The sequence below is a fragment of the Chrysanthemum yellows phytoplasma genome (assembly GCF_000803325.1).
GTDB classification, from domain to species: Bacteria; Bacillota_I; Bacilli_A; order Acholeplasmatales; family Acholeplasmataceae; genus Phytoplasma; species Phytoplasma asteris.
In genome coordinates this window covers 1-11,316 of the sequence record NZ_JSWH01000014.1, presented here as the reverse complement: position 1 = coordinate 11,316, position 11,316 = coordinate 1, and the positions used below count along the sequence as shown (strand labels likewise).

General features: G+C 28.2%; 14 protein-coding genes, 1 other RNA gene and 1 pseudogene. All 16 read right to left on the bottom strand.

What is annotated here, in order from left to right:
• Nucleotides 1–96: 96 nt before the first annotated feature.
• The 16 genes and pseudogenes from rnpB to OL66_RS04205 all read right to left on the bottom strand — a co-directional run bounded on the left by rnpB (nucleotide 97) and on the right by OL66_RS04205 (nucleotide 11,066).
• An RNA gene (gene rnpB, locus OL66_RS03665) (RNase P RNA component class B) lies at nucleotides 97–468 on the bottom strand.
• A 95-nt stretch (nucleotides 469–563) separates the two neighbouring features.
• Nucleotides 564–1,079: a Panacea domain-containing protein gene (locus OL66_RS00300; protein WP_052177919.1), complete on the bottom strand. Its 516-nt coding sequence runs from the start codon at nucleotides 1,077–1,079 to the stop codon at nucleotides 564–566.
• Between the two features lie 342 nt (nucleotides 1,080–1,421).
• Entirely contained in the window at nucleotides 1,422–2,681 is a 1,260-nt protein-coding gene (gene obgE / locus OL66_RS00290; RefSeq protein WP_034172008.1) for a GTPase ObgE, read from the bottom strand.
• Nucleotides 2,682–2,716: 35 nt separating this feature from the next.
• Nucleotides 2,717–2,995 carry a 50S ribosomal protein L27 gene (gene rpmA / locus OL66_RS00285; protein WP_034172007.1) on the bottom strand — a complete coding sequence of 93 codons (279 nt, stop codon included), beginning with the start codon at nucleotides 2,993–2,995 and terminating at the stop codon, nucleotides 2,717–2,719.
• Nucleotide 2,996: 1 nt separating this feature from the next.
• Nucleotides 2,997–3,332: a ribosomal-processing cysteine protease Prp gene (locus OL66_RS00280; protein WP_034172006.1), complete on the bottom strand. Its 336-nt coding sequence runs from the start codon at nucleotides 3,330–3,332 to the stop codon at nucleotides 2,997–2,999.
• Between the two features lie 5 nt (nucleotides 3,333–3,337).
• Nucleotides 3,338–3,646, bottom strand: a complete 309-nt coding sequence (gene rplU, locus OL66_RS00275; RefSeq protein ID WP_034172005.1) for a 50S ribosomal protein L21 — start codon at nucleotides 3,644–3,646, stop codon at nucleotides 3,338–3,340.
• 182 nt (nucleotides 3,647–3,828) lie between these two features.
• Nucleotides 3,829–4,755 carry a rhodanese-related sulfurtransferase gene (locus OL66_RS00270; RefSeq protein ID WP_034172004.1) on the bottom strand — a complete coding sequence of 309 codons (927 nt, stop codon included), beginning with the start codon at nucleotides 4,753–4,755 and terminating at the stop codon, nucleotides 3,829–3,831.
• A gap of 200 nt (nucleotides 4,756–4,955) precedes the next feature.
• Nucleotides 4,956–5,279 carry a hypothetical protein gene (locus OL66_RS00265; RefSeq protein ID WP_034172003.1) on the bottom strand — a complete coding sequence of 108 codons (324 nt, stop codon included), beginning with the start codon at nucleotides 5,277–5,279 and terminating at the stop codon, nucleotides 4,956–4,958.
• 193 nt (nucleotides 5,280–5,472) lie between these two features.
• Nucleotides 5,473–6,747, bottom strand: a complete 1,275-nt coding sequence (serS, locus tag OL66_RS00260) for a serine--tRNA ligase (RefSeq protein ID WP_034172002.1) — start codon at nucleotides 6,745–6,747, stop codon at nucleotides 5,473–5,475.
• A gap of 533 nt (nucleotides 6,748–7,280) precedes the next feature.
• Nucleotides 7,281–7,541: a 30S ribosomal protein S20 gene (rpsT, locus tag OL66_RS00250; protein WP_011160456.1), complete on the bottom strand. Its 261-nt coding sequence runs from the start codon at nucleotides 7,539–7,541 to the stop codon at nucleotides 7,281–7,283.
• 235 nt (nucleotides 7,542–7,776) lie between these two features.
• Nucleotides 7,777–8,028 (bottom strand): IS3 family transposase, encoded by a 252-nt coding sequence (locus OL66_RS00245; protein WP_162178803.1) that lies wholly within the window; start codon nucleotides 8,026–8,028, stop codon nucleotides 7,777–7,779.
• A 61-nt stretch (nucleotides 8,029–8,089) separates the two neighbouring features.
• Nucleotides 8,090–8,365, bottom strand: a complete 276-nt coding sequence (locus OL66_RS00240; protein ID WP_034171999.1) for a hypothetical protein — start codon at nucleotides 8,363–8,365, stop codon at nucleotides 8,090–8,092.
• A 177-nt stretch (nucleotides 8,366–8,542) separates the two neighbouring features.
• Nucleotides 8,543–9,271: an amino acid ABC transporter ATP-binding protein gene (locus OL66_RS00235; protein ID WP_024563301.1), complete on the bottom strand. Its 729-nt coding sequence runs from the start codon at nucleotides 9,269–9,271 to the stop codon at nucleotides 8,543–8,545.
• A 1-nt stretch (nucleotide 9,272) separates the two neighbouring features.
• Complete coding sequence (locus OL66_RS04465; protein WP_274518115.1) at nucleotides 9,273–9,794, bottom strand: ABC transporter permease subunit; 522 nt, start codon at nucleotides 9,792–9,794, stop codon at nucleotides 9,273–9,275.
• A gap of 375 nt (nucleotides 9,795–10,169) precedes the next feature.
• A pseudogene (locus tag OL66_RS04460) lies at nucleotides 10,170–10,736 on the bottom strand (transporter substrate-binding domain-containing protein); the annotation flags it as partial.
• Between the two features lie 27 nt (nucleotides 10,737–10,763).
• Complete coding sequence (locus OL66_RS04205) at nucleotides 10,764–11,066, bottom strand: hypothetical protein (RefSeq protein ID WP_238568759.1); 303 nt, start codon at nucleotides 11,064–11,066, stop codon at nucleotides 10,764–10,766.
• Nucleotides 11,067–11,316 lie beyond the last annotated feature (250 nt).

Sequence of the window (11,316 nt, the reverse complement as noted above, 5' to 3'; positions counted from 1 at the left end):
ATATTCTTGCCAAAATATAGATATACCAAATAATAAATATAATAGCAAGCAAATAATCTTTATTGATTTTTAAATAATTTAATAAAAAAGGTCAATGTGCATAAGCCATGTTCTGTTCTTGTTAAACAAGTGTGGCTATTTATCTTCTACTAATAAGTAGTGCAAAACTAATTTCATTTAATCGCTTTGCATGCCCCTACCATTATTTTGGGTTGTTAGCTTGAGGGGTTTATCGCGTTTCACTTAATTATTTCTAATTAACTCGTCTCTGTGACACTTTCAGTTTTTATCTCATAGATTAAAATAATGTAATTATTGCAATCCTTAGAGATAAAAAACGCCGTTACTTTTTACAGTACTCTAAGTTATTAATTCCTTAGACACAAACACTACATGCAATCGCAGCATGTGCTAACATGGACTTTCCTAAGCTTAAAATACTTATTTTAAACCTCAGCCACTTCCATTGACCTCTTTTATTGTATCAAACATTAAAGTAAAATGCAATCTTTAAATTATGTTTGTAGATATTTTATTAATTTTATTTAACAATCCACAATATTTTACATCCTTTGTAAACAAGTAGGACAATATTTAGGAAAAACATACCAATTACTAGAATCTTTAAAATAATGATATATTGCCTCATCAGGAATATAACAGGCTTTGGGAAAATGATACATTGGAGTTTCTTCAAAATAATTATCAAAGGGAGCTTCTCTCATGGATTGCCTCATCAAAGATCCTGAATCTACCCATCCATATTTGGAAATAATGAAATACATTACTTGTTTTCTTTCCCAATTTAATTTACTTTCAAAAGTTTGAGAAACAGGATCTTTAATAATTTCGTCTTTGTCATAATGTTTAAGTTTTTGATATAATCTTTTAAAAACAGGTCCTTTTTGCCATGCTTCTACTAGATTAACAGCCAAAGATTCTTTATATTTAACTAAATAAGCAGCATAAGAATAGTAAAGTAGCTTTTGGAGTTTCATATGATTAACATCAATTCTTTTAATAATATAATTAGCACAATCAGATATATAAATTCTAGTATTTCTAGTTACAAAATTCATGATTTAGTCCTTTTGTTTTAAGTATTTGTTTTTGCTTTTTATTTTATTATAACTCAATTTTGATGAATTAGGTTATATTTTTGACTGGGGAAAGTAAAATTTGGGTTGTTTAAGGGGGGGTTATGTTGTTTTATTTGCTTTGTATATTGTTTTTGTTGGTTTTGGGTAATAAAAAAGATCTTATATTAAGATCTTGCATTTGTTTATTTAGTTTTGGGGGCAAAAAAGATTTATAATGGGAGGTTATGAAGTGTAAGAAAAATATTTTTAAATAATAAGGGGAGTGATTTAGCATTTTTTTATGGATCAAAAATATAATTTCTTTATGTTATAATTACCCAATTATAAAAAATCAAACAAACGATCACAAATTTTAACTTGATCTCCTGGTTTGGCTCCTTGTTTTTGTAATTGTTCTTCCATTCCTATTTTTTTCAATATTCTATTAAATCTTTTTACAGCTTCTTCGTTGTTAAAATCAGTACGATGAAAAAAAGTTTCTACTTGCTTACCAGACACAACAAAAACAGAATCACTTTCTTTAATAACAGAAATAGTATTTTGATTATCGGGAAGGGTGTATAATTTAAATTCGTTGTTTTTGTTTGGAGTAACTTCTAAGGGAGTATTTTGTAAAAGGGAGCTCATTTCATATTTTAAGGTCTCTAAATTATCAAAAGAAACTAAAGAAAGAGGGATAATTGGTTGGTCTTTGATTTGTTGTTTTAAAAGAGTAAGTTTTTGCAAAGCATCAGGTAAATCCATTTTATTGGTAACAATAATTTGTTTTTTAAGTAATAATTGGGGATTGTATTGACTTAATTCTTGATTTAAAGTTTGGAAATCTTGGTAAGGGTTGGCACTTTCCATACTTAAAATATGAACTAAAACACGACATCTTTCAATATGTTTTAAAAATTGAATTCCCATACCACAACCTAAATGAGCATTGGCAATTAGTCCTGGTAGGTCAGAAACTACAAAACGAAAACCATCTACTTCAACAACTCCTAAATGAGGTTTAATTGTGGTAAAAGGATAGGAAGCAACTTTGGGTTGGGCTTTGGAAATAGCAGAAATAAGAGAGGATTTACCAACACTTGGAAAACCTAATAAACCAATATCAGCTAAAACTTTAAGTTCTGTTTTGATTTTAAAACTTTCACCTAAATCACCTTTTTCAGCATAACTTGGAGCTTGATTTTTAAAAGTAGCTAATGCTTTATTACCTTTGCCGCCTTTGCCGCCTTTAGCAATAACTAAGGTTTGTTGATCGTATAAAATCTCTCCTAAAAACTTGTTATCAGCAGTATAAAAAACTGTCCCCAAAGGAACTTTAACATAAAGATGAGGGGCGTTGGCTCCATTTTGACCTTTATTTTTGCCATTTATTCCATGTGGTGCTTTAAGATGTTTTTGATATTTTAATTTTAATAAGGTAGTCTCGTCTTTGTCGCCTACAAAAATAACAGACCCGCCGTTGCCACCATTGCCACCAGCAGGTCCTCCAAAAGCTACATATTTTTCTCTTCTAAAAGCAACGATGCCATGACCACCATTGCCAGCAAAAACTTCATTAAAGGCTTCGTCAACAAAATGCAAACTAAATACCTGCTTTCATTAAATGCATAAAAAAATTATTGCATATAAACAGAAACTTTTTTACGACCATGCTTTTTTTCAAATTTAATAATGCCACTCATTTTAGCAAATAAAGTGTCATCTCCACCTCTACCAACATTAAAACCAGGGTGAATTTTGGTTCCTCTTTGACGATAAATAATAGCGCCTGCTTTGGCAAATTGACCGTCAGAAAGTTTAGCACCTAATCTTTTGGAATGAGAATCTCTACCGTTTCGAGTAGAACCTGCTCCTTTTTTAGAAGCAAATAACTGGATTTGTAATTGCAATAACATGTTATAACCTCTTTCTTGTTTGAATTTGAGATATTTTTTTAAAATTATTGGGATATTGTTTGGCTAAATTGCAGATAGTGTATTCTAAATTATCTAGCAAAGTAAAAAGAACAGTATTTTGGGTGGTTTTCACTTCTAATTCAAACAACTTATCTTGTAGATTATAGGTAATATCTGTTTGGAATTGAAGTTTTTCTAAAGCATTTAAAGTTACAATAATAGCAGTAGAAACCGAAGCACACACAATATCAAAACCTTTAGGAGCATATAAAGCGTGCCCCCAAACTTGAATACTAGTAATTTTTTTTTGTTCTTTGTAAAAACAATAGCGAATCATAGTTTTTAAACAGTGATTTTAGTAATCAAAAGTTTAGTATAGGATTGTCTGTGTCCTTGTTTACAACGATATTTTTTACGTTTTTTATACTTAAACACAATAATTTTTTTAGCGCGGTCGTGCTTGATTACTTGAGCTGTTACTTTAGCGTCTTTAACAAAAGGGGTGCCTAAAACAGGATTGGAGCCACCAACAGCTAAAACTTCTTGAAATTGATAAGTTGTTTCTGGCTCAACATTTATTTTTTCAACATAAATTTCTTGTCCTTCAGAAACACGAAATTGTTTTCCCCCAGTTTTGATGATTGCAAACATTTTCTTTCCTCCTTGCAAAAATTGCAAATTATCTTGGATAATTTATTGGATCTGATAATAATTAATTGTTTAAAAACAATGGTTTTTATATTTTTTTAATTGGGTATTGCAGCCAAACCAAAAAAATACAATAATCATACATTATTATAACATATCTTATTAAAATATGAGTGTTTTTTTTGTTATGAGTTTGGATTATTGTGCTTTTTGAGATATCTATTTTGCGGATGGTTGCTACATTTATCACTGCAAGCTCCTAAATATTTGTGTTCGCTATGTTCGTGGCACAAAATTTGTTTGTTGCATTGAGGATTAGAGCAATTAATATAGCGTTCACAAGGAGTGCCATCAAAATAGTCTTTACCAACGATAACATGTTCTTTTTGATTAACAGGAACTGCTATTCTTTGATCAAATACATACATTTGACCATCCCACAAAGCACCTTGAGTTTCGGGGTGTTTGCCATAAGAAATGATGCCTCCTTCTAATTGATAGACATCATCGAAACCTTCTTTTTTTAAGAAAGTGCTAAATTTTTCACAACGCACACCACCAGTACAATAAGTTACGATTTTTTTATCTTTTAATAAATGGGTGTTTTGTTTGACCCAATTTGGCAAATCACGAAAATGTCTAATATTGGGATTAACTGCATTTCTGAAGTGTCCTAAATCATATTCATAGTCATTACGAGCATCAAGAATTAAAGTATCTTTTTCTTGCAAGGCTTGCAAAAATTCTTGAGGAGCTAAATAAGCACCTTTGTCCTTAGTAAGATCAAAGTTTTCTTGAAGACTCAAATTAACCAATTCGGGCTTAACTTTAATAGAAAGACGCGGGAAAACGTGTGCCTCTACAGTTTCCATTTTAAAAACGGTGTTGCAAAAACGAGGATCTTGTTTTAGTTGATCCATGTATTTATGTATTTGTTCTTCTGGACCTGACAAAGTACCGTTTATACCTTCTTGGGCAACGATAATACGTCCTAAAAGTCCTAGAGATTCACAATATTTAAAATGTTGGTCTCTAAAAGTTTGAGGTTCTTTTATTGGAGCATATTGATAATATAAAATAACTAAGTATTGGGAGTTAGAAGTTTGTGTCATAAAATAATTATGCCTCTTTTCAATTGAGATTGCATGCAAAATCTGATTAATTTGGACTTTATTTTATTATTAAAATAAATTGTTAGGAATTTGAAACAATGAATGATTAATGTTTTTGGCTTCATTTATAATTTTTTATTTAAGATTTTTATGGAGCAAATCTTAAACTCTAATAAATATTAAGGATTATAAAATAAATTTTAGGGGCGTTCTTTCCAAAAAATATACATATTGTGAGCACCATTTAACATTTGTTTTAAATCATCTAAACTATATTTTATTTCGCCTTTGAAACTTGCAGTCCTTGTGCCACCATCAAAAAAGACTCCTAATAAATCCGAAGAAGCGTCTTTAATACGGCACAAAAGACAAGGATAAGTTTGGATAGTCTCAGAATTATAACAAGGATAATTAGATACAAAACCCCAAAAAGATGGATTAATATTGGTTTTGATATAGGTTTTTATTTGTTGAGGAAAAGTTTGAGAATTGTGGGGTCGTAAATAAATGTTTTTAATTTGCATATTGATATTACCTCACAATTATTTTTGAAGATGAAAGTAATGAATTTTTGAGGTTGTCTTTGAAAATGGTGAAAAAAATAGTAAAGGTTTTGTTAGTGGCTTTTGTTTTACCAATAAAAAACGCCGAATCACTTTATTTTTCATAAAAGATTCGACTCTATATTCTAAATTATTCTTGTTAAAAACATTCAAATTACTTGATAATATCGGTTCCTAAATAAGGCTGTAAAACTTCAGGAACTGTAATAGTACCATCTTGGTTTTGATAATTTTCCAAAATAGCAATGACAGTTCTTCCAACAGCCAAACCTGAACCGTTTAGAATATGAACGTATTCATTTTTATTATTTGCAGGATTTTTCATTTTAATATTGGCGCGTCTTGCTTGGAAATCGCAAGAATTACTGATAGAACCAATTTCACGATAACAATTATAGCTGGGTAAAAAAACTTCTAAATCATAAGTTTTTGCCATACTAAAACCCAAATCCCCAGTAGAAAGTAAAACAACACGATAAGGAAGTTTGAGCAGTTTTAGCACTTCTTCGGAATCTTTTAACATTTGGTCTAGACATTCATAAGAATTTTGGGGATGGCAAAACTGGATTAATTCTACTTTATTAAATTGATGTTGTCTGAAAATTCCTCTAGTATCTTTGCCAGCTGAGCCTGCTTCTTGGCGAAAAGCAGTAGTGTAGGCGACGTATTTAATGGGAAGTGTGTCTGGTTTAAAAATTTCTTCACGATGCAAATTAATAGTAGGAACTTCTGCTGTAGGATTTAGATACCAATTATTTTTGGAGTTGTAAAGTTTGTAGACTTCATCTTCAAACTTGGGTAATTGACCTGTTGCAAACATGGATTTTTCATTGATAATATAAGGAGGAATAATTTCTTGATAACCTTTTTTACTATGAAGATCCATCATAAATTGAATTAAGACTCTTTCGAGGCGTGCTCCTAGCCCTTTGCAAACAACAAATCCACTACCAGAAATTTTAGAAGCCTTTTTAAAGTCGAGAATATCTAATTTTTCACCTAAATAAACATGGTCTTTGGGCGTAAATGCAAAAGTTCTTATTTGTCCTTCGCAATACAATTCCTTATTGTCCTTATCGTTTGTGCCAATTGGTAAAGAATCGTGTGGTAAATTGGGGGTAATGCTTAAAATATCAAAAATTTCTTGTTCTTTTAGTTTTAAATTTTGTTCTAGTTTTTGTAAATCATCACGCAAAAAATTAGTGTCTTGCAAAACAAGAGTAATATCTTCTTTGTCGTTAGCTTTTTGGGCAACTTTTTTAGCTGATTGATTTTTTTGACTTCTTAAATCCTGTATTTCCAAAAGTAAAGATTTTCTTTGTTGTGCTAAAAGAGGCAATTTATTTAAATAAGCAAAATTTTGTTGCCTTTTTTCTAATTTTGCAATAACAGATGGCAGATTTTGGACTACAAAATTCAGATCTAACATAAAAAAATACCTCTTTAGTTTGGGAAAAATTAATTTAATGGTAGCAAAAATAATAAGTTTTAATTGGAAAAATATAAATGTAGTAAGAATATAAATTTTGTTAGTTAATGGGGTTTGAAAAATTTTTACTTATTTTTATTATTAAAACCATTTATAAATTCAAACCACCAATGTAGAAATTCTTCACTAGAAGAAGGTTTTCCTGTATGAGATTTCAATTTGGTACCTAAAAAATTTATTAACTTCATTTACACCTTTTTTTACTGTGGTTTGTGCAAAATATTTAGGTTCATTTAATAACGATCTAAAATATAGACTTGTCCCTAAAACTGATCCTACAATAAATCCTGAAGTTACATAAATTACTTTATTTGCCCAAAAAAACATAAATTTATCAACCTTTTCCACTCAAATATATTTAAATAAAATAATTACAATTAAAATATTAATGTTATGTTTGTTGGTCCAATATTATGATAAGTTTTGATGTTTGTTTTAATTAATGTGGTTTTTGTGAGTTTTGTAAAGAAAAATTAAAGGGTATTTACTAATTTTTGTAAATCAGATTTGTTTCTAGCAGAAAAGTTAGCGTGATAAACTCTTTTAGAAACCCCTTTATCAAATTTTTTATAAGCTACACTTAATAAAGCTAAGGCTTTTTGTTTATCAGCGTTTGCAACTGCAGTTTTTACTTGTTTTACCACTGTTTTTACAGATGATTTAAAAGAAACATTTTGCAAACGACGTTTTTCATTAGTTTTATTACGTTTTTTTTGTTGTTTAATATTAGCCATGATTATAATCTCCTTTTTTTAGTTACTTAATTATCAATTTATTATTAATAACTCTACTGAGGATTATACCAAAATTTAGATAAAAAAGCAATAAAATAGTGTAATTATAGTGTTTTTTTATATCTTTTGCATTGCATAATAAATTATGTAATATTTGTAAAAATAAAATTATGGAAACTCGTTTATGGAGATTTTTTTATAACTCGAAACAATACCCAAAATTACTTTCAAATACTTATTCATTTAACTTTTTAAAATATTTTTTTTCAAATGCATCAGGAGTAGCATAATTAAGTGATGAATGCATTCTTTCTAAATTATAATATGACATATATTTACAAATAGCTTCAATCATAACTTTTTTATTAATAGTTCTAGGGTTTGGAATGCCATAATAAATACATTCACATTTAAAAGAAGAAAAGAAAGAAGTTAAATAAGTACAAGGAGAAGATTGTCCTTTTTGAATCCTTTGTCTATCTTCCAAACTCTGAATTAAATTTTTGGTTTCTAAAATTTCTTCAACATCCAATTTATAATATGGAAATTTAAGATAAGAATGAAAAAATGCAATCATTTTCAAATACATTTAATTTATCAATAGTATCTATAATTAAAGGTGCGCCTTCATAATCAGAAACATGATAAGCCAAAATTTTGCGACTATATGTATCTAGGACAACTGAAACATATAAAACTTTATCCTGGTAATAAACTTCGGTAATGCCACCACATAATATTTGATGAGGTCTTGTAGCTTTCATATTTTTAGCAAGATTTAAAAATTGACGATTTAATATCATTTCTTCAGTATAATATTGCATATTTATCTATCTCCATTTATTTATTATAATCATTCCTAAACATTTAAAACATTAAATAATTCTATCACCCTAAATTATAAACAATTACAACAATTTATCTACCCCAAAAGAAATGAAAACCCAAACTGCAATTACAGTTTGGGTTATTTTAATAAATAATGATACATTTATAAGGAATCAAAAATCTTCAAAAAAAGCCTTAGATTTAGGAAACTTATCAGTTTCAAAAATTTCTTTCGGAGTACCTTTTTCAAGAATTTTACCTTGTTCCATAAAATAAATAGTATCAGATACTCTTTGAGCAAATTTCATTTCATGAGTTACAATAATAAGATTTATTTTTTTCTCTGATAATTTTTGTAAAGTTTGTAATACTTGCAAAGTAGATTCAGGATCTAGGGCAGAAGTTGGTTCATCTAAAAGAATAACTTCAGGTTTCATACATAAAACTCTAGCAATAGCAACACGTTGTTTTTGTCCCCCTGAAAGAGTTTCTACTCTTTGATTAGCAAGAGCTTCTAAATCTAGTTCTTTTAACCGTTCTAAAGCATTTTCTTGAGCTTCTTGTTTAGATAATTTTAATACTTTCATCGGAGCTAAACAACAATTTTCTAATACTGTTTTTCCTTCAAATAAATTAAAACTTTGAAACACCATTCCTACTTTAGTTCTTAGATCAGATAATTTTACTCCTTTATCTAAGATATTTTTATTATCAATTAAAATTTGACCAGAATTAGGTTCTTCTAATAAATTAAAACATCTTAATAAAGTAGATTTACCTGAACCTGAAAAACCAATAATAGTTACTATTTCTTGTTTTTTAATTTTTAAATTAATATTTTTTAAAATCTCTTTATCGCCAAACTTTTTACAAAGATCTTTAACTTCAATTAAATATTGCATTCTAAACTCCTTTTTTTTGTTTTTCTAAATATTTAACAAATAAATTAGCAATCGTAATTAACACTAAATAAATACAAGCAGTAATAGCATAAGGAATAGCAATGCTTCCTGTTTGAACAATTTGAGTTTTGGCTTTCCATGCTACATCTAACAGACCAACCAAACCACCAAAACAAGCACTATCTTTAATATTTACAATAAATTGTTGTACTACAAAAGGAAGTGATCTTTTAAGCGTTTGGGGGAAAACAACACAAAAAAATGTTTGTCTTTGAGTCATTCCTAAAGCTAGAGAAGCTTCTACTTGTCCTTTATCTAAAAACTTAATATTTTGTAATAAAATATTTGTAATACTAACTGCTGAATTTAATAATAACACTATAATACCTGAATACATCGGATTTAATTCAGGATTATAAGCTCTCCAACCAAAATGAACTATAATCATTTGAGCTGCTACTGGAATTGATTTAAAAATATAAAGTATTGCATCAAGCAAGTAAAGAAAACTTTGTATTAACACTACAATAAAGGGATTTTGTGTTTGATAATTAGGTTTAATACTTTTAATCCCTGTTAAAACAATAGCTAAGATAAAACCTACAATAACTCCATCTAATGCAAGTAATAAAGTAGTTTTTAAAGGTGTGGCATAATCAGGTAAAACAAGAGATACTTTTTGATACCAATTTAATCCTTGTTTTTGACTTAACTCTTTTAAAGATTGTTCTAACCATTTATTAGTTATTTCTTTAAATTTAGATATTTTGTCTTCTAAAGTTTTTATTCTATTTAGGTCTTTGTCAGTTGGTTTTGATTGTTCTTCTTTTAATTCTTTGGTTAACTCAATTATACCTTTAACATCTAAACCATAACCCTCTAGAACAAGTTCTTCTTTTTTTAAAACTTCTTTAAAAGCATTATTAATTGGAGTAATTAATTTTGTATTACCTTTTTTAACTACAATTCCTAAACCTGTAGGAGAAACAGTAAAACGAGCATCATCAGATATAATTGATATATGTTTTAATTCATCATTTTGCGAAGCATAATATTTAGTAATATAACTATCAGTTACAAAAATATCAGAAGCTTTATCTTTAACGCTTTGAGCACACATAACAGCATCATCAATAGGATTGGATTTAGTAATGTGTAATAAATTTCCTAAATCTGATCTAATATTTTCAATAACTTTATCAGCCACAGAACCAGTAAGAGTTAAAAATTTAATTGGGTCTTTGGAATCTTTTAATATACCTTTTATATCTTCATATTTTACTTCTTTTGGCAAATCTTTAAAACGCGCATCATCTTTTCTTACTAAAAACCCTGTATTATCCAAAGTATAGGCAATAGGAAAATCAAAGTTTTCTTTTCTTTTATCAGTAATACTAATAGAAGAAATAGCTACATCAAATGAACCATTTTGAACAGCAGTAAACATCCCATCAAAATCAAAAAGACTAAATTTACAACCTTCATACTTTTCTTATTGAGGTAATGCTTTTACTATTTTATCAATTAAATCTATATCAAATCCTGAAATATATTCACCTTGAATAGTTCTATGAGCTTTACTTGTATCTTTATCAGATTTAATAGTCAAACTATTAGGAGCTGCATCAGCTACCACAGCTACTCTTAAATATTTCTTAGAATTATTAACTCTTTGAAATAACCCCACACTAAAATGAAGCCATACCCAAAAAATCATAAACATAAATAATAAAACATATTTAGTATATTTTAGATATTCAGTAATTTTGTATTTTTCTTTTTTCCTTTGAATCATAATATATAATTTTTACCTTCACTTTCAATTTTGGTGCTTGTAAAAACTATCTATTTGACAAATTTAATTTAAAATACCAAAAAAAAAACATCATTGTTATAATAGATACAACAATTTTAATATACTTATGAATATGAAATCTATATTTGGGAGGCATCTTTTTAATTTTCATTTTTTAACCTTTTATTTATATATTATAAATATACATAAATTGTAATGTGCATCATTTATAAATATTTTTCAATTCTAA